At 69.1% G+C, this 25,237-nt stretch carries 28 protein-coding genes; 24 read left to right on the plus strand and 4 right to left on the minus strand.

The genetic code is table 11. From position 1 onward, the window contains the following. Positions 1–74: 74 nt before the first annotated feature. From D0Z60_RS10210 to ribH, 9 genes are all read left to right on the plus strand, one after another. Positions 75–398, plus strand: coding sequence for a hypothetical protein (locus D0Z60_RS10210; protein WP_118858136.1), 324 nt, complete (start codon positions 75–77; stop codon positions 396–398). A gap of 54 nt (positions 399–452) precedes the next feature. Further along, on the plus strand, positions 453–1,154 hold the full coding sequence (locus D0Z60_RS10215; protein ID WP_118858137.1) for a hypothetical protein: 702 nt from the start codon (positions 453–455) through the stop codon (positions 1,152–1,154). A 230-nt stretch (positions 1,155–1,384) separates the two neighbouring features. Further along, complete coding sequence (locus D0Z60_RS10220; RefSeq protein WP_162888197.1) at positions 1,385–2,080, plus strand: hypothetical protein; 696 nt, start codon at positions 1,385–1,387, stop codon at positions 2,078–2,080. A gap of 10 nt (positions 2,081–2,090) precedes the next feature. Next, on the plus strand, positions 2,091–3,407 hold the full coding sequence (locus tag D0Z60_RS10225; protein WP_118858139.1) for a glutamate--tRNA ligase: 1,317 nt from the start codon (positions 2,091–2,093) through the stop codon (positions 3,405–3,407). A gap of 36 nt (positions 3,408–3,443) precedes the next feature. Next, a complete protein-coding gene (locus tag D0Z60_RS10230; RefSeq protein WP_118858140.1) occupies positions 3,444–3,767 on the plus strand; it encodes a hypothetical protein in 324 nt (107 codons plus the stop codon). A 10-nt stretch (positions 3,768–3,777) separates the two neighbouring features. Next, complete coding sequence (gene ribD / locus D0Z60_RS10235) at positions 3,778–4,758, plus strand: bifunctional diaminohydroxyphosphoribosylaminopyrimidine deaminase/5-amino-6-(5-phosphoribosylamino)uracil reductase RibD (protein WP_118858141.1); 981 nt, start codon at positions 3,778–3,780, stop codon at positions 4,756–4,758. A gap of 54 nt (positions 4,759–4,812) precedes the next feature. Then, entirely contained in the window at positions 4,813–5,415 is a 603-nt protein-coding gene (locus D0Z60_RS10240; RefSeq protein WP_118858142.1) for a riboflavin synthase, read from the plus strand. A gap of 50 nt (positions 5,416–5,465) precedes the next feature. Then, entirely contained in the window at positions 5,466–6,749 is a 1,284-nt protein-coding gene (ribB, locus tag D0Z60_RS10245; protein WP_118858143.1) for a 3,4-dihydroxy-2-butanone-4-phosphate synthase, read from the plus strand. Then, positions 6,749–7,168, plus strand: coding sequence for a 6,7-dimethyl-8-ribityllumazine synthase (gene ribH, locus D0Z60_RS10250; protein ID WP_118858144.1), 420 nt, complete (start codon positions 6,749–6,751; stop codon positions 7,166–7,168). Before ribB ends, ribH begins: the two co-directional genes overlap by 1 nt. Before the next feature lie 96 nt (positions 7,169–7,264). Here the strand turns inward: ribH and D0Z60_RS10255 are convergent, their stop codons facing one another. Beyond that, positions 7,265–7,891 carry an SOUL family heme-binding protein gene (locus D0Z60_RS10255; protein WP_118858145.1) on the minus strand — a complete coding sequence of 209 codons (627 nt, stop codon included), beginning with the start codon at positions 7,889–7,891 and terminating at the stop codon, positions 7,265–7,267. Positions 7,892–7,924: 33 nt separating this feature from the next. Beyond that, the gene (locus D0Z60_RS10260; RefSeq protein WP_118858146.1) at positions 7,925–9,016 is read right to left on the minus strand and encodes an alkene reductase; all 1,092 of its coding nucleotides are present in this window, start codon (positions 9,014–9,016) and stop codon (positions 7,925–7,927) included. Between the two features lie 57 nt (positions 9,017–9,073). Here D0Z60_RS10260 and D0Z60_RS10265 point away from each other — a divergent pair, with 57 nt between their 5' ends. From D0Z60_RS10265 to ssb, 5 genes are all read left to right on the plus strand, one after another. Further along, complete coding sequence (locus D0Z60_RS10265; protein WP_240325615.1) at positions 9,074–10,006, plus strand: DMT family transporter; 933 nt, start codon at positions 9,074–9,076, stop codon at positions 10,004–10,006. Next, a complete protein-coding gene (locus D0Z60_RS10270) occupies positions 10,003–10,659 on the plus strand; it encodes a COQ9 family protein (protein ID WP_118858148.1) in 657 nt (218 codons plus the stop codon). The genes D0Z60_RS10265 and D0Z60_RS10270 overlap by 4 nt, the downstream gene beginning before the upstream one ends. A gap of 64 nt (positions 10,660–10,723) precedes the next feature. Next, on the plus strand, positions 10,724–10,978 hold the full coding sequence (locus tag D0Z60_RS10275) for a FeoA family protein (protein ID WP_118858149.1): 255 nt from the start codon (positions 10,724–10,726) through the stop codon (positions 10,976–10,978). A 10-nt stretch (positions 10,979–10,988) separates the two neighbouring features. After that, positions 10,989–12,833 (plus strand): ferrous iron transporter B, encoded by a 1,845-nt coding sequence (gene feoB, locus D0Z60_RS10280; protein ID WP_118858150.1) that lies wholly within the window; start codon positions 10,989–10,991, stop codon positions 12,831–12,833. Between the two features lie 11 nt (positions 12,834–12,844). After that, a complete protein-coding gene (gene ssb, locus D0Z60_RS10285) occupies positions 12,845–13,345 on the plus strand; it encodes a single-stranded DNA-binding protein (RefSeq protein ID WP_118858151.1) in 501 nt (166 codons plus the stop codon). A 3-nt stretch (positions 13,346–13,348) separates the two neighbouring features. Here the strand turns inward: ssb and D0Z60_RS10290 are convergent, their stop codons facing one another. Together D0Z60_RS10290 and D0Z60_RS10295 are read right to left on the minus strand one after the other, a co-directional pair. After that, positions 13,349–13,870 (minus strand): YceD family protein, encoded by a 522-nt coding sequence (locus D0Z60_RS10290; protein WP_240325616.1) that lies wholly within the window; start codon positions 13,868–13,870, stop codon positions 13,349–13,351. After that, entirely contained in the window at positions 13,867–14,361 is a 495-nt protein-coding gene (locus D0Z60_RS10295; RefSeq protein ID WP_118858153.1) for a ubiquinol-cytochrome C chaperone family protein, read from the minus strand. Before D0Z60_RS10295 ends, D0Z60_RS10290 begins: the two co-directional genes overlap by 4 nt. A 102-nt stretch (positions 14,362–14,463) precedes the next feature. Between D0Z60_RS10295 and D0Z60_RS10300 the strand changes: the two genes are divergently transcribed. The 10 genes from D0Z60_RS10300 (at position 14,464) to D0Z60_RS10345 (ending at position 25,185) form a co-directional block, all read left to right on the plus strand. Then, positions 14,464–14,934, plus strand: a complete 471-nt coding sequence (locus D0Z60_RS10300; protein ID WP_118858154.1) for an outer membrane protein assembly factor BamE — start codon at positions 14,464–14,466, stop codon at positions 14,932–14,934. Positions 14,935–14,986: 52 nt separating this feature from the next. Next, positions 14,987–15,748, plus strand: a complete 762-nt coding sequence (locus tag D0Z60_RS10305; protein ID WP_118858155.1) for a tryptophan 2,3-dioxygenase — start codon at positions 14,987–14,989, stop codon at positions 15,746–15,748. Then, positions 15,745–16,953 carry a kynureninase/PvdN C-terminal domain-containing protein gene (locus D0Z60_RS10310; RefSeq protein WP_118858156.1) on the plus strand — a complete coding sequence of 403 codons (1,209 nt, stop codon included), beginning with the start codon at positions 15,745–15,747 and terminating at the stop codon, positions 16,951–16,953. Before D0Z60_RS10305 ends, D0Z60_RS10310 begins: the two co-directional genes overlap by 4 nt. A gap of 33 nt (positions 16,954–16,986) precedes the next feature. Further along, the gene (locus D0Z60_RS10315) at positions 16,987–18,252 is read left to right on the plus strand and encodes a spinster family MFS transporter (protein WP_118858157.1); all 1,266 of its coding nucleotides are present in this window, start codon (positions 16,987–16,989) and stop codon (positions 18,250–18,252) included. A 64-nt stretch (positions 18,253–18,316) separates the two neighbouring features. Beyond that, a complete protein-coding gene (locus D0Z60_RS10320) occupies positions 18,317–18,862 on the plus strand; it encodes a fasciclin domain-containing protein (protein WP_118858158.1) in 546 nt (181 codons plus the stop codon). Between the two features lie 104 nt (positions 18,863–18,966). Beyond that, positions 18,967–20,070: a DNA polymerase III subunit beta gene (dnaN, locus tag D0Z60_RS10325; RefSeq protein WP_118858159.1), complete on the plus strand. Its 1,104-nt coding sequence runs from the start codon at positions 18,967–18,969 to the stop codon at positions 20,068–20,070. Positions 20,071–20,136: 66 nt separating this feature from the next. Beyond that, the gene (locus tag D0Z60_RS10330) at positions 20,137–20,889 is read left to right on the plus strand and encodes a DUF2059 domain-containing protein (protein WP_162888198.1); all 753 of its coding nucleotides are present in this window, start codon (positions 20,137–20,139) and stop codon (positions 20,887–20,889) included. A gap of 53 nt (positions 20,890–20,942) precedes the next feature. After that, the gene (recF, locus tag D0Z60_RS10335; RefSeq protein WP_118858161.1) at positions 20,943–22,001 is read left to right on the plus strand and encodes a DNA replication/repair protein RecF; all 1,059 of its coding nucleotides are present in this window, start codon (positions 20,943–20,945) and stop codon (positions 21,999–22,001) included. Positions 22,002–22,128: 127 nt separating this feature from the next. Continuing rightward, positions 22,129–23,511 (plus strand): S41 family peptidase, encoded by a 1,383-nt coding sequence (locus D0Z60_RS10340; protein ID WP_118858162.1) that lies wholly within the window; start codon positions 22,129–22,131, stop codon positions 23,509–23,511. Between the two features lie 201 nt (positions 23,512–23,712). Then, positions 23,713–25,185 (plus strand): DEAD/DEAH box helicase, encoded by a 1,473-nt coding sequence (locus D0Z60_RS10345; RefSeq protein WP_118858163.1) that lies wholly within the window; start codon positions 23,713–23,715, stop codon positions 25,183–25,185. The last annotated feature ends 52 nt before the right edge of the window (positions 25,186–25,237 follow it).

Genomic DNA, 25,237 nt, shown 5'->3' on the forward strand with positions numbered 1-25,237 from the left:
CCCGCCAGCTCCGCCCGAGCCGACCATCGCCCCGGCCGATCGGGTCGCAACCCTCGCCGGCGAATGGAAGGGTGGTGGCGATCGACGGCAAGGATTTCGACGAGCCCTATGGCCTCGCACTCAGCGCCGATGCGCGCGAAATCTGGTGGGCGCCGCGCTGCGCCGGAATGATTCGCAGCTACACCATCGACGGCGCCGCGCTGCGCATCGGCCCGGCGCTCGGCACCCGTCCGCGCCGGCCCGGCGAGCCGACCCCGCCGGTGTGCGCCATCGGCCTTCCCCCGCGCCTCGCCGACGTCGCCCGAGCGATCGACTCCGCGACCACCATCCGCCGCACCCCTGCCAACGGTGTCGAGCTAAGCGGCGGCGGCCGCTCGCTCCTGCTGTTCTCGCAATAGCTTCCGTTCGGGCGGGGCGACCAATAATAGCCGTCATTCGGCCAGGAGGGGGCGATGTTCCTCGCGATCAGACGATGGTGGTTCGGAGGCCGTGGCAAGATCACGCTGCGCTTGTTCCTGTTCGAATTCGTCGTGGTCGTCGCGGGCGTGATCGTCGCTCAGGCAGTTTCCGACTGGGCCCGTGAGCGGTCCGAGATCGCGGCGATGGAACAGGCGAAGAGCCGGATGGACGCGGAAATCGCCCACGGCGTGGCAACGGCCCAGGCCTGGGCGATCGCGATCCCGTGCCTCGACGCCCAGCTCGTCGACATCATGGTCGCTGCGGGCGATGAGCGTCCGCTCGACCCGCGGCTGTTCGACCGGCCGACCTTTCGCACCGAAGCGATCTCGCCGATGTCGACCGAGAGCGGCCTGCTGATGGTCGAGCGCTATGGCGCTGACCGGGCGCAGCTTCATTTCTCGCTCGCACAACGGGCAGTCAGGCAGTCGGAAATCTCCGTCAGCATGGCGGAGAAATGGCTCGGCCTGTCCGTGCTCAATCCGGACTTCGGGCGGGTGCGCGACGGCGACCGGGTCAACGCCCGGGCCACTGCCAGCGCGCTTCGATCGGCCTTGCTATCGATGGGCAATTCCCAGTCCGCCTTCGTCAGCGAGGCGAGGCGCCTCGGCATCGGGCCGGTCGACATGCCAGGGCGCCGCCGCCCCCGCGACTGCGCCGACATCCGCACCTCAGGCGCGATCATGCCGAACGCGTAAGGTCTCGACGGTGCTTTAGCCATCGCCCCGCGCGCCTCGCCGACGTCGCCCCCCGCGATCGACTCAGCGACCACCATCCGCCGCACCCCGGCCGCCACTCGGTGCTGCTGTTCTCGCAATAGCGACGCCGGGCCTTCCAACCTCCCGGCTTGCCGCTACGCTCTCAAATCGGGAGAGGGCCAATGTTCGCAGCGATCCGGCAACTGACGCACCAACAGAGGGTCCGCCACTTGGCCGGCCTATTCGCGTTCGAGTTCGTCGTCGTCGTCCTTGGCGTGCTGACCGCCCAGGCCGTCGCCGACTGGTCGAACGACCGCGCCGCCCGAGCGGAGATGCGCGCCAGCCGCGAGCGGGCCGATTCGGAGATCGCTTTCATGTCGGCAGTGGCCACTGCCTACGCCCGGACGATCCCGTGCATCGAACAGCGCATGACGACCCTCATGCGCGCGTCCAGTGCAGGCTCGGACGTCGAGGCGAGCCTGCTTGTCCGCCCAATAGTGTGGAGTTTTCCCTTCACCGAATTGACCGTCGACACCCTGCTCACGATGCGTGCCGCGAGCGGGTCGGACACGTCCGAACATTATCGCCAGGCCGCCTTCTACGCGGCCCGCGGCAACCGCTTGGTCGACGACCTCGCCGACGACTGGGAGGCGCTGTCGATCATCAGTCCCGAATCGGGCGTGGTCGGGCCGGGCGACCGGCAACAGGCACGCATTCTCGCCAGCCGGGCCCGCTCGACTCTTCGCAGCCTGTCCCAGATCAGCCGCAACATCCGCTTTCGCGCCGAAAAAATCGGAGTCGCCCCGCGCTTGGGGCCCGGCCAGCGCCTGCCGCGAAGCTGCGCCGAGATGTGGCAGTGGGGTTCGGTGCTGTACGATCCGCCGGACGGCGAGGCGGGCCGTGACAGGGCGTCTCCGCCCGCCTAGCGCCTGTTTCATGACCGTCACCACCCGCTTCGCGCCGTCGCCGACCGGCCGGCTTCACGTCGGCAATATCCGCACCGCGCTGCACAATTATCTGCTCGCCGCGAAGCATGGCGGGCGCTTCCTGCTCCGGATCGACGATACCGATGCCGAGCGCAGCCGCGAGGAGCATGTCGCCGCCATCGTCGCCGATCTCAACTGGCTCGGCCTCGCCCCCCACGCGCTCTACCGCCAGTCCGAACGCTTCGCCCTCTACGAGCGCGAGTTCGAGCGCCTCAAAGCGGACGGCCGCGTCTATCCCTGTTACGAAACCGCCCACGAGCTCGAGCTTCGCCGCAAGGTGCTGCTCGGCCGCGGCCTGCCGCCGGTCTACGAACGCAAGGACCCCAACGCGCCCGCCCCGGAGGGTGTCGCCCCGCACTGGCGCTTCAAGCTCGATCACGGTTCGCCGATCGCCTTCACCGATCTCATCCGTGGCCCGTCGCAGTTCGATCCGGGCCTGATCAGCGATCCGGTCGTGCGCCGCGCCGACGGCAGCTGGCTCTACCTCCTGCCCAGCGTGATCGACGACGTGGACATGGGCATCACCCACGTCCTGCGCGGCGAGGACCATGTCACCAACAGCGCGGTCCAGCTGCAGATGTTCGCCGCCCTCGGCGCCGAGCCGCCGGCCTTCGCCCACGAGGCGCTGTTGGTCGCGACGGAGGGCAAGCTCTCCAAGCGCCTCGACTCGAGCGGAATCGAGGAACTGCGCTCGGCCGGAATCGAACCGATGGCCCTCAACAGCCTGCTCGCCCGCCTTGGCACCTCGCAGCCGGTCGAGCCGCGCGCCACGCTGGCCGAGCTCGCCGACGGCTTCGACCTCGCCACCTTCGGCCGCGCTCCGGCCCATTTCGACCCGAACGAGGTCGAGCAGCTCAACCGCAAATTGCTCCACCATCTGCCCTTCGCCGCGGTCGCTGACCGGGTCCCGCCCGCAATCGGCGCGGCAGAGTGGGACTTGCTCGCCGGCAACGTCGATCACCTCGCCGAGCTTGCCGACTGGCTCCCCGTCCTCGACGGCGACATTCCCCCGCCCGATCTCCCCGCCGAAGACCGCTCCTTTCTCGCCGCCGCCGCCACTGCCGCCGAAACCATCGACTGGTCGGGCGAGCCGTGGGCCGACCTCAGCCAGACGCTCAAGCAATCCACCGACCGCAAGGGCAAGGCGCTGTTCCGCCCGCTCCGCCTCGCCCTCACCGGCCGCGAGTCCGGCCCGGAGATGGCGCCGCTCATAAAGCGCATCGGCCGCGACCGGGCGCTTGCCCGGCTACGCGCCGCCGCCGACTGACTGGCGAAGCGCGCGCCCGCGCCTTATGTGAAGGCGATGGCGATCCTCCCACCGACCCACGGCCCGCGCGCGGCGCTCGGCGATCTCGCGGCGTTCATGCGCCAGCGCAGCCGCGAGCAGGTCATCGGCGGTACCCTCGCGATTCTCGTCACGATCATCATCCTCATCCTGTTTTTCGTCGATTCGAAGATCAACACCGCGCCGCCGGCGACGATCACCTATGTTGAAAACTACCCGGCCACCCGCACCGACGCCGAGATCATCGCCGACCAGAAGCGCGACCAGGCGAAGAAGGACGCGCTGAAGGCCGAGCGCATGCGCCAATTCCAGGAATTGCAGAATCAGCTCGGCATCGAATGACGCCGCGCTGATTGCCGAGGCGGTCGCGCTCGGCACGGCCGCGCGCGGCTCGACCGCGCCCAATCCCAATGTCGGCTGCGTCATCGCCGCTCCCGACGGCAGCATCGTCGGCCGCGGCGCCACCGCGCCCGGCGGCCGCCCCCATGCCGAAGCAGTCGCGCTGGCCGAGGCGGGCGAAGCAGCGCGCGGTGCCACCCTCTACACCACGCTCGAGCCATGCGCCCACGAGAGCGCGCGCGGCCCCGATTGCGCCGGGTCGATCGTCGCCGCCGGTGTCGCCCGGGTCGTCGCCTCGCTTCAGGACCCCGACCCGCGCACCGCCGGCGCCGGCTTCGACCGCCTGCGCTATGCGGGCATCGCCGTCTCTGTCGGATCAGGCGAGGCCGAAGCGCGCGCCAGCCTCGCCGGTTTTCTCACCCGCCTCGCCCTCGGCCGCCCCCGCGTGACGCTCAAGCTGGCGCTGTCGATCGACGGCAAGATCGCGCTTCCGTCGGGCGAATCGAAATGGATCACCGGCGAGGACGCGCGCGCCCACGTCCACCTCGAGCGCGCGCATTGCGACATGATATTGGTCGGTCGCGGCACCTACGAGGCCGACAGCCCCGGCCTCGACGTGCGCCTGCCCGGCCTCGAAGGCCGTTCGCCGCGCCGCGCCCTGCTCAGCCGGACGCTGGACCCGGTCGCCGGCTGGGAAATGCTCTCTGCGCCGCAGGACATTTTCCGGCTTCATGACGTCAACGATCTCCTCGTCGAGGGCGGCTCGGCCACCGCCACCGCCTTCCTCGCCGCCGACCTCGTCGACCGAATCCTGATCTACCGCGCGCCGATCATCGTCGGCGAAGGCAAGTCGAGCTTCGGCTTCGTCGGCCTCGACGCCATCGCCGACGCCCATGGCCGCTGGCGCCCCGCCGACTTCCGCCCCCTCGGCATCGACCGCCTCGAAGTCTACGAGCGCGTGCGCGAGCCTTCTTCCCAACCCCGCTCATCCTGAGTAGCGACTGAGTAGCGCGAAGCGCGTTGCGAAGGCGCGTATCGAAGGACGCTTATGTTCACCGGCATCGTCACCAGCATCGGCACCGTCCGCGAGGCGCGCGAGGAGGGCGATCTGCGCCTCCACATCGCCTGCGATTACGACCTCGCGACGGTCGATCTCGGCGCCTCGATCGCCTGCTCGGGCGTATGCCTTACGGTCGTCGCCAAGGGTGACGACTGGTTCGCGGTCGACGTCAGTCGGGCGACCCGCGATCTGACCGTCGCCGCCCACTGGCAGGTCGGCGCGCGGCTCAACCTCGAACGCGCGCTGCGCCTCGGCGATGAGCTCGGCGGCCACCTCGTCACCGGCCATGTCGACGGCCTCGGCGAAGTCGTCGGCCTGTGTCCCGAAGGCGGTTCGACCCGCCTCGGCGTCCGCATCCCCGCCGACCTCGGCCGCTACGTCGCGGTCAAGGGCTCGATTACCCTCGACGGCGTGTCGCTCACCGTCAACGAGGTGCGCGACGACGGCGACACTACCGACTTCGCGATCAACCTCATCCCCCACACTTCCGATCACACCACGCTGGGAGCACTGTCTCCCGGCGACCAAGTCAATATCGAGATCGACGTCCTCGCCCGCTACCTCCAGCGGCTGGAACAGGCGCGACGCTAATGTGGCGGTCCGCGCTGGCGGATCACATTGGCGTGTGATATTGGGCGTTCATGTCCACCGACCTCATCGAGCGCCTGTCGGCCGTCATCGCCACCGGCGAAGTCAGCCGCTCCGGCCTCGCCCGCGCCGCCGGCCTCCACCCCAATAGCCTGCGCAAGCTCGGCCATGCCGACTGGAATCCGACCGCCGACACGCTGCTGCGCCTCGAAAAGCTGCTCCAGCAGGGCCCCGGCGAGGTGCTCGTCGGCCCCGAGCGGATCATCGACGAGGCGCGCAACGGCCGCATGTTCATCCTGGTCGACGACGACGATCGCGAGAATGAGGGCGACCTCGTCATTCCGGCGCAGATGGCGACTCCCGACGCGATCAACTTCATGGCCCGCCACGGCCGCGGCCTGATCTGCCTCGCTTTGACCAAGGACCGCTCCGACGCCCTCGGCCTGGCGCCGATGCCGCGCTCCGGCGGGTCGAAGCTCGAGACCGCCTTTACCGTCTCGATCGAGGCGCGCGACGGGGTTACCACCGGCATTTCCGCCGCCGACCGCGCGCGCACCATCGCCGTCGCCATCGATTCCGCCAACGGCCCCGACGCGCTCTGCTCGCCCGGCCACGTCTTCCCGCTCGTTGCCCGCCCCGGCGGCGTGCTGGTTCGCGCCGGCCACACCGAGGCCGCGGTCGACGTCTCGCGCCTCGCCGGCCTCAACCCGTCGGGCGTGATCTGCGAGATCATGCGCGAGGACGGGACCATGGCCCGACTCGACGACCTGATGGATTTCGCCCGCGCCCACGGCCTCAAGATCGGCACCATCCGCGATCTCATCGCCTACCGCCTCAAGAAGGACCATATGGTCGAGCGGGTCGCCGAGACGCCCTTCACCGGCCGCCGCGGCGCGCGCTGGACGGCGCAGGTGTTCCGCGACAAGGCCAGCGGCGAGGAGCAGCTGGCGCTTGTCCACGGCGCCATCCACCCCGACCGCCCGACCCTCGTCCGGATGCACTCGATCGACCTGTTCGCCGACCTGCTCGGCGAGCAGGGCCCGCGTTCCGGCCTGCTCGATGGCGCGATGGCAATGATCGAGGCGGAAGGCGCCGGCGTGGTCGTCGCGCTCCACGCCGCCGCGCCCGGCTCGCTCGGCCGCGCCACCGACCTGCGCTCGGGCAAGTCGGCCCCCGCCTCGCCCGAACTGCGCGGCTACGGCATCGGCGCGCAGATCCTCGCCGCGCTCGGCATTCACGACATGGTCCTGCTCACCAACACCCGCCACGCCCCGGTCGGCCTCAGCGCCTACGGCCTCGCCATCGTCGAGGAACGCGCCATCGAGAGCGCCCGCTGATGGCCCGCGTGCTGATCGCCGAGGCGCGCTTTTACGCCCACCTCAACGACCTCCTGCTCGCCGGCGCCCGCGCCGCGCTCGACGCCGCCGGTCACACCCACGAGACGATCACCGTCCCCGGCGCGCTCGAGCTGCCCGCCGCCATCGCCCTCGCCGCCGAAAGCGGCCGCTTCGACGCCTTCGTGGCGCTTGGCGTGGTGATCCGCGGCGAAACCTATCACTTCGAGATCGTCGCCGGCGAAAGCGCGCGCGGGCTCATGGCGCTCACTTTGGACGGCCATGCCGTCGGCAACGGCATCCTCACCGTCGAGAACGAAGCCCAGGCCCTCGTCCGCGCCGACCCCGCCCAGCTCGACAAGGGCGGCGACGCAGCCCGCGCCGCGCTGGCGCTGCTCGAGCTGAAGGGGAAGTACTCCTAATTTGTCACCCCAGCGAAGGCTGGGGCCCATGCCATGCGATCGCGCGCGCATGCACGGCATGGATGCCAGCCTGCGCTGGCATGACGAAAAAACGACTCACCCCAGCGGCAGCAGCACCTCGTTGCGCTTGAGCGGGGGCGGGATCATCGGCGAATTGTAAAACGCATATTCCGGCTCGGCGGTCGAGCAGCTCTCGCCGTGCCGCGCCAGCCAGCCGCGCAGCCGGTCCTCCTCGGCGACCAGCGCCTCGTCCCGCGCCAGCCCGGAGAAGCGCACCGCGCCGACCCGCCGCGCCGGAAGCTCGCGCAGCTCGATCCCGGCTGGCGGCTCGGGCAAATCGGCCAGAGTCCGCCCCTCGGGCATCACGAACCGCACGCGCCAGCCGCCCGCCACCTCGTCGTCGAACAAGGGCGGGTCGCTGGCCATCGGGTTGCCGCTGTCCTGGAGCACCGGCACGGTCATGCCGATCGGCTCGCCCGCGCTCTTGTCGAAGATGTAGCTCGCCAGCAGCTCGAACCCGCGATTGAGAGCCTCCTTGCGCTCGCCTTGCACCGCCGCCTCGGCGACGATGATCGGCGGATAGGCGCGGATCTCGAAGTCGCCGTCGCTGACCAGCACGCGATAGTCCGGCCCCGGGGTCGCCTTCTCGCGCACGAAATAGATCGCCGCCCCGGCCAGGGCCGCTCCCAGCACCGCCGCTCCGGCCGCCACATCCTTGCGCATCGTCCTGCCTCCTCTGATCGCAAGGCCAATGCGTCAGGCGGCGGCGCGTTCCGCAAGCGTCGGATAATCGGTGTAGCCCTCGGGCCCGGGCGTGTAGAAGGTCGCGACGTCCCAGCGGTTGAGCTCGGCGCCGAGCCGAAACCGCTCGACCAGGTCCGGATTGGCGATGAACGTCCGCCCGAAGCTGATCGCGTCCGCCACGCCCTCGTCGAGCCGGGCCTGGGCGCTCGCCGCCTTATAGTCGCTGTTGAGCACGATCCGGCCATTGAACAGGCGCCGCATGTGCGGGCTCGCCGGTTCCTGCTCGGTCGGCCGGAAGCTCGACTGCGGCCCCGGCTCGCGCAACTCGATCCACGGCACGCCGATCGCCCCCAGCTCCGCCGCCGCCGCGCCGAACAGGGCGAGATGGTCTTCGTCCTCGCAGCCGTTGACCGCGCCATTGGGCGACAGCCGCACCCCGACCCGCGCGACCCCGATCTCCCCCGCCACCCGCTCGGTCACCTCGCGCAGCAACCGCACCCGGTTCACGACCGGCCCGCCATAATCGTCGTCGCGCCGGTTGGACGAGGAGCGCAAAAATTCGTCGATCAAATAGCCGTTGGCGGCGTGGATCTGCACCCCGTCGAACCCCGCCGCCATCGCATTGCGCGCTGCCCGCGCGTAATCGTCGAGCACCCGCGCGATATCGTCCGCGGTCGCCGCGCGCGGCACTTCGAACGGCAGTTTCCCGTCATAGCTGTGCGCCTCGCCCGGCGGCGCGATCGGCGACGGCGCCAGCGGCTCCATCCCGGTCACCGCCGAATGGACCATCCGCCCCATGTGCCACAGTTGCAGCACCATCCGCCCACCGGCGGCATGGACCGCCGCCGTCACCGGCTTCCAGCCCTCGACCTGCGCGTCGCTCCAGATGCCCGGCGCATACGGCCAGCCGAGCCCCTGGCGGCTGATCCCGGTCGCCTCGCTGATGATCAGCCCGGCCGCCGCGCGCTGCGCATAATAGTCCGCCATGATCGCGGTCGGCACCCCGTCGCGCCCCGCCCGCCCGCGGGTCAGCGGCGCCATCATTATGCGGTTGGGGAGGGTGAGGTCGGGGGTCAGCTCAAGCGGATCGAACAGGGTCGGCATCGCACATCCTGGATTGCGTCGTCGCTGCGCTGCTCGCAAGGACGGTCCACGAAGATAATGTCCCTGATCGTCATTGCGAGCGGAGCGAAGCAATCCATGTCTCCGGCCGATCGGCCTCCCCACCCGCTCGCCTTCGCCGCCTTGCTGCTCGGCAATGTCGCGCTCGCCGCCGGCCCGTTCCTCGTCCGTCACAGCGGGGTCGGGCCGATCGCCGCCGGCTATTGGCGCCTCGCCCTCGCCATCCCATTCCTGTGGGCGATCGCGATCGCGGTGAAGCAGCCGGTCAAAATCCCGCGCGGCCCGATCCTCGTCGCGATTGTCCTCGCGGCGCTGTTCTTCGCCGCCGATCTCGCCGCCTGGCACGCCGGCATCCTGCTGACCAAGCTCGGCAACGCCACTTTGTTTGGCAACATCTCTTCCTTCCTGTTCGCCGCCTGGGGGCTGTGGCTGGTGCGCCGCTGGCCGACCGCGCTCCAGGCGCTCGCCTTGCTCCTCGCCGCCGCCGGCTGCGCGTTGCTGATGTGGGGCAGCGCTGAACTCAGCGCCCGGCATTTGCGCGGCGACCTGCTCGCGGCGCTCGCCGGCCTCCTCTACACCGGCTATCTGATCGGCGTCGAACGCGCCCGCGGCGAGGTCCAGGCGCTGCCGCTGCTGATCCTCGCCAGCCTGTTCGGCGCCATCCTCCTGCTCCCCGCCGCGCTTGCCGCGGGCGAGCGCATCCTGCCCGCCGACTGGACCGCCTTGTTCGCGCTGGCCCTGTGCAGCCAGGTGCTCGGCCAGGGCCTGCTGGTGTTCGCGCTCGGCCAGGTGCCGCCTCTCGTCGTCGGCATCGCCATGCTGACCCAACCGGCGCTGTCGGCCTTCCTCGGCTGGCAATATTATGACGAGCGACTGACCCTGCTCGATCTGACCGGCGCACTGCTGATCGTCGTCGCCCTCGTCCTCGTCCGCTTGCGTGGGCGCAAGCAGGCGGGCAGGGAAGCGCCATGACCGACGCGCCGACCCCGCTCCAGGCGATTCGCGACCAGCTCGCGCTGGCGGTCGGCGAGAACGCCGTGTTCGATGGCTGGAGCACGGCTGCGGTCGAGGCCGCCGCTCAGGCCCACGCTGTCGACCCGGCCAAGGCCCGCCTCGCCTTCGGCAAGGACCCGGCGGCGATGGTCGAAGCCTATGCGGGCGCGATCGATGCGGCGATGGCCGAGGCCTTCCCGCCCGATCGGATCGCCGCGCTCAAGATCCGCGACCGCATCACCGAACTCCTGTGGTTCCGCTTCCAGGCGATGCTTCCGGCGCGCGAAGCGGTCCGCTCGGGCCTCGCCATCCTCGCCCGTCCCGACAATGCCTTGCGCGGCGCAAGGCTCGGCTGGCGCACCGCCGATCGAATCTGGCGGCTGGCCGGCGACACCGCGACCGACTTCAACCATTACACCAAGCGCCTCACCCTCGGCGCGGTCTATTCCTCGACCCTGCTCGTATGGCTTGACGACGACAGCGAAGGCCTGGTCGCGACCCGCGCCTTCCTCGATCGCCGGATCGCCGACGTCATGCGCTTTGAGAAGTGGAAGGCGCAGTGGCGCAACAATGAAATCCGCCGCCCGAGCCTGAGCCGCTTCCTCGGCCGGCTGCGCTACCCGCCCGCCTGAGCGTCCGCCTCGTCGCTGACCGAGCGCTTCCCTTTTCGCACTGTTATTGATAATCACTCGCAATATGACGGGTGGGACTTCTCTCGACTCCCTTGCGACCGGAGTGCGCGCGCGGATCGGCGCGATCGACTGGGCGGCGCTCGACACCGCCTGTGCGGCGCGGCTGCGCGACTTCGGCTTCGACGAGGGCGTGGCGATTGAATCGCTCCACGCCGGCCCGTTCGGGCGCGACCCACTGGCGGTGCGGGTCGGGCGCATGACCGTCGCTATCCGCCGAGTTCACGCCCGCGCCATCCGCGTCGTTCCCGAAGCGGCATGACGGCCCAGCGATGAACGCGCCCGCCGCGATCGACATCGCCTCGGTGGCGGTGGTCGGCAATCCCAATGCCGGCAAAAGCGCCCTGTTCAACGCGCTCACCGGTGCCCGCCAGAAGGTCGGCAATTATCCCGGCGTCACCGTCGAGCGCCACGTTGGCCGCGCCGCTCTGCCGTCGGGCCGGGCGATCGAGCTGATCGACCTGCCCGGTGCCTACAGCCTCGATCCCGCCAGCCCGGACGAAGCGGTCACCCGCGACGTGCTGCTCGGCCGCCAGGCTGGCGAGCGGCTTCCCGAAGCGATTGTCATCGTCGTCGACGCCTCCAACCTCGACAATCATCTGCGCCTCGCGCTGCAGCTGATCGCGCTCGGCCGGCCGACGGTGGTCGCGCTCAACATGGTCGATCTCGCCGCTCGCGACGGGCTCGAACTCGATCCCGACCGCCTCGCCGCCGAGCTCGGCGTGCCGGTCGTCCCGACCGTCGCCGTCCGCCGCCGCGGCTTGCCCGAGCTCCTCACCGCGCTTGAGGGTGAGTTCGCCCACACCCGGATCGCCGAAGTCCCGGTCGATCTGCGCGCCCGCGCCCGCCAGGTCGCCGCCGCCGCGATCCTCAACGAGAAGCCGGTGCGCCGGGTCACCCACCGCCTCGACCGGCTGCTGCTTCATCCGCTCGCCGGTCCTTTGATCTTCGCCGCCATCATGTTCGTGATGTTCCAAGCGGTGTTCGCGTGGAGCGCCCCGCCGGCCGACGCGCTCGAAGGCGCCGTGATCGGCCTCGGCAACGCGATCGGCACGGCGCTGCCCGACGGCTGGCTGCGCTCGCTGGTGGTCGACGGCATCTTCGCCGGGGTCGGCGCGGTGATCGTCTTCCTGCCGCAGATCCTGATCCTGTTCCTGTTCATCCTGGTCCTCGAATCGAGCGGCTACATGGTCCGCGCCGCGTTCATCATGGACCGGCTGATGAGCCGCGCTGGCCTTTCCGGCCGCTCGTTCATTCCCCTGCTCTCCAGCTTCGCCTGCGCCGTCCCGGGAATCATGGCGACGCGCACCATCGACAACGAACGCGACCGCCTCACCACCATCCTCGTCGCGCCGCTGATGACCTGCTCGGCGCGCTTGCCGGTGTACGCGCTGATCATCGCCGCTTTCATCCCGGCGGTGTCGGTCGGCCCGGGCATCGGCCTCCAGGGGCTGGTGATGTTCCTGCTCTACGTCGCCGGGATCGTCGGCGCCCTTGTCGCCGCGCTCGTCATCCGCCGCACCAAGACCCGCGGCAGCGGCGGCCAGTTCATGATGGAGCTGCCCAAATATCAGCTCCCCCGCCTCAAGGATCTCGCCATCGGCCTGTGGCAGCGCGCGATGATCTTCCTGAAGCGCGCCGGCACGATCATCCTCGGCACCACCATCGTCCTGTGGGCGCTCGCCAGCTACCCGGTCGCCGGCCCCGGCGAGAAGCAGTCCGAAGTCTCGATTGCCGGCAAGATCGGAAGCGCCATCGAGGTCGTCGTCAAACCGATCGGCTTCAACCACGACATCGCCCTCGCATTGCTCCCGACCATGGCGGCGCGCGAGGTCGCGGTCAGCGCCATCGCTACCGTCTACGCGCTCGATGCCGAGGAAGCCGACCAGCTGCAGACCCTCGAGCAGCGCCTCGCCGGCCGCTGGAGCCTCGCCACCGCGCTCGCCTTCCTCGCCTGGTTCGTGTTCGCCCCGCAGTGCATCTCGACCATCGCCATCACCCGCCGTGAAACGAACAGCTGGCGCTGGCCCACTTTCATGGTGACTTATCTGTTCGCGCTGGCCTACATCGCGGCAGGCCTGACGTACTGGACGGCGGTAGCCTTCGGGCTCGGATAAGGGAGCGTGACATGGCGGGCAGCGTGAACAAGGTCATCCTGGTCGGGAACCTCGGCAAGGACCCCGAATCGCGCACCTTCCAGAACGGCGGCAAGGTCGTCAGCTTCTCGGTCGCGACGTCGGAGACCTGGAAGGACAAGATGTCCGGCGAGCGTAAGGAAAAGACCGAGTGGCATAATGTCTCGATCTTCTCCGAAGGCCTCGCTCGGGTCGCCGAGCAATATCTGCGCAAGGGCTCGAAGGTCTATCTCGAAGGCCAGCTCGAGACCCGCAAGTGGCAGGACCAGTCGGGCAACGACCGCTATTCGACTGACGTCGTGCTCCGCAATTTCAACTCGTCGATGGTGCTGCTCGACAGCCGCGGCGAAGGCGGCGGCGGGGGCGGCTACGGCGGCGGCGGCGGTTCGAACTACAACCAGGATCCCGAGTTCAGCGGCGGCGGCCGCTCCCAGCAGCAGCGCCCCCAGCCGGCCGCGTTCGACACCGACCTCGACGACGACGTGCCCTTCTAGGGCCTACTCGCCAGCCATCTTCCCCTTGAGCGCGGCCAGCGCCGCGAACGGCCCGGCCTCGTCCTCGCTCAGCACGCCCGCCGCCTCCATCGCCGCCGCCGCGTTCGGCCCGCGCGGATAAGGGTCGACCGCCAGCGCCAGCGAATCGACCAGCGCTTCGCCGAGCGGGATCACCGCCCCGTCGTGAAAGATCGTGTCGAGGTCCCCGGCGCCAAGCTCGATCTCCTCGTCCGGCCGGACCCCCGGTCCGGGCGCGAAGTGAAGCTCGAACGGCTCGTCGACCTGCTCCGCGACCGGCTCGCCGCTCGCCACGCAAGCCTGCTCGAGCCGCGCCTTCAGCCGCCCGCGCGCGACCACCTTGTCGCCGTCGCGCTCGATCACCGAATGCGCCTGGAACGCATGCAGCGCCGCCAGCCCGAGCCGCTTGCCCAGCGCCGCGCATTCCGCCGAATCGGCCACCAGGTCGATGCGGTCGCCGCCGCGGATCGCCGCGATCGGCAGCTCCAGCTCGAACTGCCCGCTCACCGCGCCGCCCCAAGCTCGGCCGAGCGCTCGAGCCGCGCCCGCCATTGCTCGATCAGCCCCGCCGCCGCGGCCTGCTCCGCCGCCCCGACCTCGGCATCGCGATACAGCGCGAAGCCCAGCGCCGGCTCCCATTCGCCGCTTGCGATCGCGGCCTCCAGTCGGGCGATCCGCGCCGCCACCCCGGCGACCATCGCCCGCACCGTCTTGCCCAGCGTCGGGTCGCCCATGCCACTCTGGCACAGCTGCGCGTCCATGTCGGCGACGAACAATTCGGTCAGCCGCGGCGACAGCGCGCGCTCCGCCTCGCTCCCCCCGGCGAGCCGGATGTCGGCCAGCGCCAGCAGCGTCGCCAGCACGCAATAGCGGCCGTCCATCGTGTCGGGCACGGCGGCGTCGCGATACCAGCCCGGCTGGCGCGCCGCGGCGGTCAGCTCGGCATAGAGCGGCGCCGCCGGATTGGCATCGGCCTTGCGGAACAGCGAGCGTATCATTCAGCTTCCCTTCAGCGCCAATCGGTCTTGGCTTGCCGCCTGCGTCACTTATCGCCTAACGGCGGTCGGCGACAGGCATCCGCCTCGATGGAGTCAATGGGAATGGCGTCAACCTTGGTCAAGCTGGCTTGCGCCGCGGCGGTGGCCGCGCTCGCGCCGGGCTGCGCGATGGGCATCAAGGACCACCGCGGCTTCGTCATCGACAAGGAACTCGCCCAGGGCATCCAGGTCGGGGTCGACAACAAGGATTCGGTCGCCAAGACCCTCGGCCGCCCGACCTTCACCGGCCAGTTCAACGAGAACGACTGGTATTACGTCTCGCAGGACACGCGCACCGTCGCCTTCCGCAGCCAGAAGACGCTCGATCAGGACGTGCTCAAGATCAGCTTCGACGCCGCCGGCAACGTCGCCGCGATCAACCGCAGCGACGAAACGCTGATCGCCGCGATCGATCCGGTCAACGACAAGACCCCGACGCTGGGCCGCAAGCGCGGCTTCTTCGACGAATTGCTCGGCAACGTCGGCGTGTTCAGCAGCGGCGCGCTCGGCGGCGGCAACACCCCGCAGAATTAGCGCCGGCACAGCGCGCTTTGTCGCGCCCGCCGAATCGCCTAGACGTGGGCGCATGACGGCCACTCCCTCCGGCATCACCTATGCCGATTATCTGCGCCTCGACGAGGTGCTCGGCGCGCAGCGTCCGCACAGCGATCTGCATGACGAGATGCTGTTCATCGTCATCCACCAGACCAAGGAATTGTGGCTGAAGCAAATGCTCCACGAGGTCGGCCTGGCGTGCCGCCTCGTCCGCCAGGATCATTTCGCCGGAGCCCACAAGGCGCTGTCGCGGGTCAGCCGGATCCAGACCGTGATGACCCTGTCGTGGGATGTGCTCGCGACCCTCACGCCGGTCGATTATACCGCGTTCCGCCACGTCCTCGGCACCTCGTCGGGCTTCCAGTCGGCGCAGTTCCGTGAGCTCGAATATCGGCTCGGCCTCAAGGACCCCAAATATCTCGAGCTGCACGAGGGCGGCAGCGCCGGCCGCGTCGCGCTCGAGGCGGCGCTGGCCGAGCCCAGCCTGTGGGACGAGGCGATCGCCGCCCTTGGCCGCGCCGGCTTCGACGTCTCCGACGACGCCGCCGTCGCCGCCTCCTGGCTCGCGGTTTATCGCGACGCCGACGATCATTTCGACCTTTACGGCCTCGCCGAAAAGCTGGTCGATCTCGACGATTCGCTCGCCACTTGGCGCCACAAGCACATGCTGACGGTCGAGAGGATCATCGGCATGAAGACCGGCACCGGCGGCTCGGCCGGGGTCGCCTATCTGGGTTCGACCCTGGCCAAGCGCGCCTTCCCCGCGCTGTGGGCGCTGCGCACCGAGCTATGAGCTTCAAGCACCTGTTCTCGCGCAGCCTCGGCGCGGCGCCCGGCCGGCTGCACTTCGCCGCGCACAGCCATCATCTGTGGCCCGACGCCAGCTTCGACGGCCAGGTCGAATGCTGGCAGGACGCGGCCACCCTCGCCGACCGCAAGTGGGACAAGGTGATGGGCGCGGTGTGGCCGGAAGCCGCGGCCTATGTCGCCGACGAGCTCGGCGCGGGCGACCCGTCGGCGTTCGTCTTTTCCGCCAACACCCATGATTTCATCGTCCGCCTCGCCGCCGCCTGCCCGCGCCGTTCGCCAGCGCGGCTGCGGGTGCTTGCCAGCGACGGCGAATTCCACTCCGCCCGCCGCCAGTTCGCGCGCTGGGCCGAGGACGGCTGGCTCGACCTCGAAACCGTCTCCGCGCGGCCGTTCGACAGCTTCACCGACCGCTTCCTCGAAGCCGCCCGCGCCGGCGACCACGATCTCATCCTCGTCAGCCAGGTCCTGTTCGGCAGCGGCCGGCTATTCACCGGGATCGATACGCTCGCCGGCCTCGCCCGCGAAGACGGCCCGTGGGTCGTCATCGACGGCTACCACGCCTTCATGGCCCTCCCCCTCCCGCTTGCGGGAGGGGGCCGGGGGGTGGGGCCGCCGTCCAAATCCACCCACCCGAACGCCCCCGCCGCCTCCGCCTTCTACCTCGGCGGCGGCTACAAATATGCAATGGCCGGCGAAGGCCTCGGCTTCATGCATTGCCCGCCCGGCTTCGGCCCGCGCCCGCCGATCACCGGCTGGTATGCCGAATTCGGCGAGCTCACCGCCCCGCCCGGCGGCATCGGCTACCGCGCCGATGCGCTCCGCTTCATGGGCGCGACCTTCGATCCCTCCGCGCTCTACCGCTTCAATGCCATCCGCCGGATGCTGGCGGCCGAGGGCATCACCACCGCCGCCGTCTCGGCCCATGCCGAAGCGCTCCAGCGCCAGGCGCTCGACCTGCTCGCCGCCACCCCGCTCGGCGAGGCCGAATTGCTCAACCCGCTCGACGGAAAGCCGCACGCCCGCTTCCTCGCTTTCCGCTCGCAGAGCGCGGCGGAATGGCAGCAGCGGCTGGCGGAGCAGGAGTGCATCACCGACGTGCGCGGCGACGTGCTGCGCATCGGCTTCGGCCTTTACCAGGATGCGGCCGATGTCGAGCGGCTGGCGACGCTGGCCGCGGGGCTTCGCTAGCGTGACCCGCCGCGCCGTGCCAAGGTGCGGCGCATGAGCTCGACCGACCGAACGCTGCCGCGCAATCCCAATCTGGTGCTGGCCTTCCTGCTGCTGGCCTACATCCTCAACTTCCTCGACCGGCAGTTGCTCTCGATTCTCGCCCAGCCGATCAAGGAGAGTCTCAGCCTCAGCGACACCGAATTCGGCGCCATCGCCGGGCTCGCCTTTGCCTTGCTCTACAGCATCGCCGGGGTGCCGTTGTCGCTGCTTGCCGACCGTACCAGCCGGAGCAAGGTCATCGCCGGCTCGCTCGCCGTGTGGAGCGGGTTCACCGCCTTGTGCGGCACGACGCAGGGCTATTGGTCCTTGTTCCTGTGCCGCCTCGGGGTCGGGGTCGGCGAAGCCGGCGGGGTGGCGCCGTCCTACGCGCTCATCGCCGATTATTTCCCGCCCGAACGGCGCGGCCGGGCGCTCGGCATCTTTTCGCTCGGCGTTCCGCTCGGGCTCGGCAGCGGGCTCATCGCCGGCGCCTATATCGCCACCTATGTCGATTGGCGCGCCGCCTTCCTCATCATGGGCGTGCTCGGCTTGGTGCTCGTCCCGCTGTTCCTGTGGGCGGTCAAGGACCCGCCGCGGGCCCAGGGTTCGGGCGAGCAGGTCCGCCTCGGCGCGGTATTCTCCGTCGTCGCGAAGAAACCCAGCTTCTGGCTGCTCGCCTTCGCCGCCTCCCTGAGCTCGCTGGTCGGCTACGGCCTCGCCGTGTGGATCCCGTCGGTGTTCATGCGCAGCTACGGCCTGTCGTTGATCCAGGCCGGCCAGTTCATGGGCAGCCTGCTGCTGATCGGCGGGGTCATCGGCGTGTTCGCCGGCGGCCTGCTCGCCGACCGCCTCGGCCACGGCGACAAGCGCTGGTACGCCTGGCTTCCGGCCGTCGCCTGGCTGGTCACCGTTCCCTGCTATTTCTTCGGCCTGACCACCGGCAATCTGTGGCTCGCCTGGCTTCCGCTGGCGATCGGCAATGCGCTCAACATCCTGTGGCTCGGGCCGATTACGACCGCCATCCAGCACCTCGTCGAGCGGCCGATGCGCGCCACTGCCTCGGCGCTGTTCCTGCTGATCAACAATCTCGTCGGGCTCGGGGTCGGGCCGTTGCTGATCGGCGCGATCTCGGATTCGCTGCGCTCGACCTATGGCCCGGACAGCCTGCGCTACGCCGCCATCGGCGCGCTCGGCTTTTATCTCCTCGCCTCGCTGCTCGGCTTGCTCGCGGCGCGGCGCATGGCGCGCGACTGGGTCGCCGATACGCCGGCGCAATAGGCCGGTGCCGAAACGGAACGCCTCGCCGCCGCGCTCGTTGGGCGGGGCAAAAGGAGCCCCTGCCATGCGTCTTGCCTATTTGCTCGCCCTCGCCCTTCCGCTCGCCGCCTGCGATTCCGCCGCCGACAAGTCCGGCGCGGGCGCCGGCGGCAAGGCCGAGGCCAAGGCCGAGACGACCATCGCCGCCGGGCTCGGCAACGACGCGTCGACCTTCGCCAAGGCGGTCAAGGCGGCCGGGCTCGACACCACGCTGACCGGCCCCGGGCCGTACACCGTGCTGGTACCGGTCGACGGCGCCTTCGCCAAGCTCCCGGCCGGTGCGCTCGACGGGCTGATGACGCCCGAAACGCGGCCGCAATTGACGAAATTGCTGACCAATCACGTGCTTTCCGGCGCAATCCTGAGCGAAGACATCGCCAAGGCGATCGAAAAGGAGGGCGGCAAGACCCAGTTGATGACCGTCGGCGGCGCCGCTCTGACCGCCACCCGCGACGGCGACGCCATCGTCCTCACCGACCCGGCCGGCGCCAAGGCCAGGGTCACCGCGGCCGATTCCAGGCACTCCAACGGCATCGTCCACAAGATCGACACGGTGCTCACCCCGGCCTGAGCAAATCCTATTTCACGAAACCACTGCTGTCTCCACTAGCGGCGCGCCGCGACCTCGTTATAACCGGCCCCGACCACGGGGCAGCAGACGGGGAAGCATCTTCCATGAAGGCGACGATCGAACGGGCCACCCTCCTCAAGAGCCTCGGCCACGTCCAGTCGGTGGTCGAGCGCCGCAACACCATTCCAATCCTCTCCAACGTTCTTATCGAAGCGAGCGAGGACGGCGCGATCCGCCTGATGGCGACCGACCTCGACCTCCAAGTCGACGAAAGCGTCGCGGCACAGGTCGAGCAGGCCGGCGCCACCACCGTCCCGGCCCACACCTTCCACGACATCGTCCGCAAATTGCCCGAAGGCAGCCAAGTCGAACTGACCGCCGCCGAGGGCAAGATGCAGGTCGTCGCCGGCCGCTCGCGCTTCAACCTCTCGACCCTGCCGCGCGACGACTTTCCGGTCATCGCCGAAGGGGAGCTTCCGACCCGCTTCGAGCTTCCCGCCGCGACCCTTCGCCAGATCATCGACAAGACCCGCTTCGCGATCAGCAGCGAGGAGACGCGCTACTATCTGATGGGTATCTTCCTCCACGTCGCCGACGACAAGCTCAAGGCCGCGGCCACCGATGGCCATCGCCTCGCGCGCATCACGATGGAGCGTCCCGAGGGCGCCGAATCGATGCCCGACATCATCATCCCGCGCAAATGCGTCCAGGAACTGCGCAAGCTGCTCGACGAGGTCGAGGGGACGGTCGAGGTTTCGCTGTCGCCGACCAAGGTCCGCTTCGGGCTCGGCAGCGCGGTGCTGACCTCAAAGCTCATCGACGGCACCTTCCCCGACTACAACCGGGTCATCCCGACCGCCAACGACAAGCTCCTCAAGCTCGATCCCAAAAGCTTCGCTGCCGGCGTCGACCGTGTCGCCACCATCGCCTCCGAGAAGACCCGCGCGGTCAAGATGAGCGTGGATCGCGACAAGGTGACACTGTCGGTCTCGAGCCCGGAGAGCGGCACCGCGACCGAGGAGATTGCGGCCGACTATGGCAATGACTCGCTCGAAATCGGCTTCAACGCGCGCTACCTGCTCGACATTTTGCAGCAGATCGAAGGCGACAACGTCGAGGTCCATCTCGCCGATGCGGCCGCCCCGACCTTGCTTCGCGAAAAGGATGACAGCGCCGCGCTCTACGTCCTGATGCCGATGCGCGTCTGACGCAGGAAACAGCTCCTTAACCCCGCGCCGCTACAAGCACCTCATGTGTGCGTAGCGGGGATGTCGATGCTCTTTCTTCTTGCCGCCATGGCCATGTCGCTCCCGCAGGCAACGCCTGCTTCCCGGTCACCGGCCGCCGTGTCGCGCCCGATGATGGCGCGCGAAGCGCGGCTCGCGCAGGCGCGCTGGCTGATCGAGCTCTTTCACCCTGAGGCAGAGATGGTTGCCAGCAACATGGCGATGTGGACCATCCGCGTGCGGCGGTCGGGGCACGCCGACCCGGCCCTCGCGAAGATCGAGCGCGAATATCCGGGTGCCATCGACGCCTACATCGCCGGGGCGCGCCCGGTCGCGATCCGCAACGCGGCATCCTTCGTCCGCACCGCGAAGTCCCGCAAAGCGGCAGTTTTCGCCGACCGCCTTTCCGCAACCGATCTCGTCAAGCTGATCGACTTCTACCGCAGCCCGGTCGGCGCAAAGCTGTTGCGCATTCAACAGCAACCGGGCGAGATCGCCCGGTTGCTCCGCCAGGCGCACGCGGGCCGATTGCCGCCGATCGACGAATTGATTGTTGCGCGCGAGCGCCGCGAGCAGAAGGAAAAGTCGGTGCGAGGGCTTGATGCCGATGAGCTCGTCGAAGTCCTGAAGTTCCAGGGCGACCCGGTCGCGCTGCGTTATGCTGACGCCGTAGCAGTCGCCGATCGCGAACTTCTCGAACTGATCCGCAATCCGGATGCCGCCCGGATCGCGCAGGAAAATGAAGCCGGCACGCGCAGTCTCGACGCGCATATCGAGAAGCTCAGAACCGCACAGCGTTAAATGCCGCGCCGACCAGCGCTGGTCGGGTCACCGACAGCGCGATAGGGAAAAGCGTGCTCGCGCGTCTCGCCCTCACCGATTTCCGCAATCACGCGGACGCGGTCATGTCGCCGGGTCCCGGCTTCGTCCTGCTGAGCGGGCCCAATGGGGCCGGCAAGACAAATATCCTCGAAGCGGTCTCGCTGCTGGCTCCCGGCCGCGGGCTGCGCCGCGCGGCGCTGTCGGAGATGGCGTTCAAAGCCGGGGCGGGAAGCTTTGCCGTTTCGGCGCGATTGGCTGACGGCAGCGAGGTCGGCACCGGAACATCGCCCACCTCACCCGAGCGGCGGCAGGTCCGGATCAACGGCGCCACTGCCTCGGTCAATGCGCTGTCCGAGCGCCTTTCGATATTGTGGCTGACCCCGGCGATGGATCGGCTGTTCAATGACAGCGCCGGTGCCCGCCGACGCTTCCTCGACCGGTTGGTGCTGGCGCTCGAGCCGGGCCATGCTCACCACAGCGCGCGCTACGAGGCGGCGATGCGCGCGCGCAACAAGTTGCTGGCCGAACCTGAGGGCGCCGACCCACAGTGGCTCGCCGCGCTCGAGGCGGGGATGGCGGAGCACGGCACGTTGCTCGCCGCTGCCCGGTCACGAACGGTCAAAGCCCTCGCCGAGGGGTTGGTAGCGAGGGCGGAGGGAGACTTTCCGCGCGCCGGCCTGGCGTTGACCGGGCGGGAGCAGGACGATCTCGCCGCGACATTGTGCGCCAATCGAGGTCGGGACGCCGCCGCCGGCAGGGCTACGGCCGGACCCCACCGCCAGGACCTGGAAGTCACCTATCTGGCGAAAACTCAACCCGCCGCGCTCGGCTCGACCGGGGAACAAAAGGCCCTACTGATCGGCCTTATCCTGGCGCACGCGGACCTGGTCGCCGAGCGCCGCGGCGCGGCGCCGGTGCTGCTGCTCGACGAAGTGGCGGCGCACCTGGACCCGAGCCGCCGCGCCGCCTTGTTCGCTCGCCTCGGTGGGCGTGGGCAGGTGTGGATGACGGCCACGGAGGCGGCGCTATTTGAGGGGATTGGGAACGGCGTTCATTATCAGGTTGCCGACGGGACCGTGCTCGGCACCTGAACCTGCACCTTGGGCCGGGTGCGCAATGATCATGCACTTGCTATCGTAGCGCAGAAGGGGAGCACCTTTGCAGCTCGATCGCCGATCAGTCGTGGCCGGTCTTTCCGCGAGCTTGCTCCCCACTTCGGTGAGCGCGAAGTTACCCGCCGACATCGGTCGTCTGCGCGACTGGCTGACCGCGCTTCATCCCGGGCTGTACCGCTACCAGACTCCCGCACAGTTCGAACGCCGCGTGGCAGGGCTGGCCTTGGAATGGCAGCTGCGGCCAGCGCTTGCTGCACGCTTCCTGGCACTGTCGCGCTTCCTGGCCGCGATCCGCTGCGGCCACAGCTTCTGCAATCCCAACAACCAGACCGACGCGATTGCTGCGGATCTGTTGCCCGGCAAGCGGCTGTTGCCGTTGCACTTTCGCTGGATCGGCCAGCGGATGGTCGTGGTGCGGGATCCCTGGAAGGTAGGCGTGGCGCCCGGGTCGGAAGTCCTTGCCATCGATCGGGTCCGTACGCCGCGGATCCTCGCCGCGCTGCTGCCTTATGTTCGCGCGGACGGTCACAATATCGCCAAGCAGCGGAGTCTGCTCTCGATCGTCGGCAACGACCGATTCGAGACGTTCGACATCTTCCATCCCTTGCTGTTCGCTGACCAAGGGGACTTTTTCGTGACTCTGCGCGACCCGGCGGGTCGCGTCGCCGGGCGTCGATTGACGCCAATCGACCGCGCGGCGCGCGCCGCCGCCCAGCCGCCCTCGCTCGACCGCTCCGGAACCGCTCCCTGGTGGACATTCGAGCAGCGCGGGCCGACGGCCATCCTGACCATGGACAATTGGGCGGTCTACCAGACCAAATGGGCGTGGCAGGAATGGCTCCAGGCGAAATTCGCGGAAATGGTTGCAGCTGGCTCCAAAACGCTGATCGTCGATTTGCGTGGCAACGAGGGCGGGATCGACATCGGCGACCATCTGATCGCCCATCTCATCTACCGTCCGCTGGAGCCGTTCCGCTACCGGCGTTTGCTGCGCTTCCGCTCAGTCCCGCAATCGCTTCGCGCCGGGCTGAAGACTTGGGACAAGAGCTTTTTCGAGCTCGGCGCCGGCGCTCGCCCGGCCGAACAGGGTTTCCTAGAATTGACTAGCGCCGAGGATGGGCCGTCAGCGGTCCTCCAGCCGCGCACTCCGCGGTTCGCCGGCAAGCTCATCGTGCTGACCGACGCGGCAAACAGCTCGGCCACCAACCAGTTCGCGGCTCGGGTCCAGGAGAAAAAGCTCGGGACCCTGGTTGGCGGCGAGACCGGCGGCAATCAGCGCGGGATAAACGGCGGCGCCTTCTTTTTCGCCACACTGCCCGAAAGCGGGCTCGAGTTCGACCTCCCTCTGATCGCCACACATCCGCCGCGTCCGATGCCCGATCGCGGCGTGGTGCCCGATGTGCCGATCGCAGTGACCGCGGCTGATATCGCTGCGGGACGGGACACGGTCCTTGAGGCTGCGATTCGCCTCGCCGCCAAGGGTTGACTGGACTTTTCTGTGCAACGCTCTATATTGCACCGCAACACGAGGCGCTTCTGCAAGCGGCGTGAAGCCCGGGCCTGACCCGGGAGCCCGCGCCTCGACCCGGATCAACCGGCTTCCCAATTCACGCGGGGTGCTCAACCCAGCCCGATCGGACCGCGCCATTTCGGCCGCGGCCGCTCGCTCATTCATATTGGACTTTCCATGACAAAGTTTCCTGACCTCGGCCTGTCGCGGCCGCTTATCGCCGCGCTTGAAGCCAAGAATTACACCGTTCCGACGCCGATCCAGGCGCAGGCCATCCCGCCAGTGCTCGCCGGCCGCGACCTGCTCGGCATCGCCCAGACCGGGACGGGCAAGACCGCGGCGTTCATGCTGCCGTCGCTCGATCGGCTGATCGCCGCTTCCACGGGCCGTCCGACCCCGCGCCGGGCGCGGATGCTTGTCCTTGCGCCGACCCGCGAACTTGCCGCGCAGATTGCGGAGAGCGCGCGCACCTACGCCGCCGGCCAGCATATCAGCGTCGGAGTCATTTTCGGCGGCGTTCCGAACAACAAGTCGATCCGCGAGGTCAGCCGCGGACTCGACGTGCTGGTCGCCACCCCGGGCCGGCTGCTCGACCTGGTCGACCAGCGCCAGCTCGACCTGTCGGCGCTCGAAATCCTCGTTCTCGATGAGGCCGATCAGATGCTCGACCTCGGTTTCGTTCACGCGCTCAAGCGGATCGTGAAGCTGATCCCGACCGGTCGCCAGACCCTGTTCTTCTCGGCCACTATGCCGAAAACTATCCGCCAGCTGGCCGACGCCTATTGCCGCAATCCGGTTGAGATCGCGGTGACGCCCGTCGCCAAGACGGCGGACCGGATCGGCCAGACCGTGACCCACGTCAATCAGGCGGAAAAGCAGGCGCTTCTCACCCGCGTTCTGGGCGACCAGCCGGTCGGTCGCGCGCTGGTCTTCTCGCGCACCAAGCATGGTGCCGACAAGATCGTCCGCTTCCTCGAGGCGGCCGGCATTTCGGCCGGCGCGATCCACGGCAACAAGAGCCAGGGTCAGCGCGAACGCGCCCTTGCTGCCTTCCGCGATGGCTCGATGCCGGTGCTTGTGGCGACCGACATCGCCGCGCGCGGGATCGACATCCCCGGTGTCGAGCTGGTGGTCAATTTCGACCTGCCCGACGTGCCGGAGCAATATGTTCACCGCATCGGCCGCACTGCGCGCGCCGGCGCGGAAGGGCGCGCGATTGCTTTCTGTAGTCCCGACGAGCGGATCAACCTGCGCGATATCGAGAAATTGGTGCGGATGAAGATCGCCGATGCGCCGCTGCCCGAGGGCTTCATGGCGACGGTCGCCGAGATCAAGCGGCTGAAGCCGGTCAAGAAGGCCGACGACAATCAGGGAGTCGACCGCTTCAAGGCCGGCCGGCGCGCCGACGGTCGCCGCCGCGATCAGCGCAACGACCGGCACGGCGGCGCCAAGACCGGTCACCAGCCCAAGCGCGCCGATGGCTCGGTGCCCGGCGAGGCACGCGGCCCGGTCCGCAACCCGCTGCGGTCGGGCGAGCCGCAGCGCCACCCCCAACGCGCAGGCGGTCATCCCGGACATCGTCCGGACGGTGCGCGCGCCCCGTTCCGCGGCCGCAGCCGGGGCCCCTCCCGCGGCGCTGGCCGAGCCTGACGAATCGCTACCCGTTCACGCGCGCACGCCCACGCGCGCGCGTGACTTTGCG

The sequence above is a fragment of the Sphingomonas mesophila genome (assembly GCF_003499275.1).
Lineage (GTDB): Bacteria > Pseudomonadota > Alphaproteobacteria > Sphingomonadales > Sphingomonadaceae > Sphingomicrobium > Sphingomicrobium mesophilum.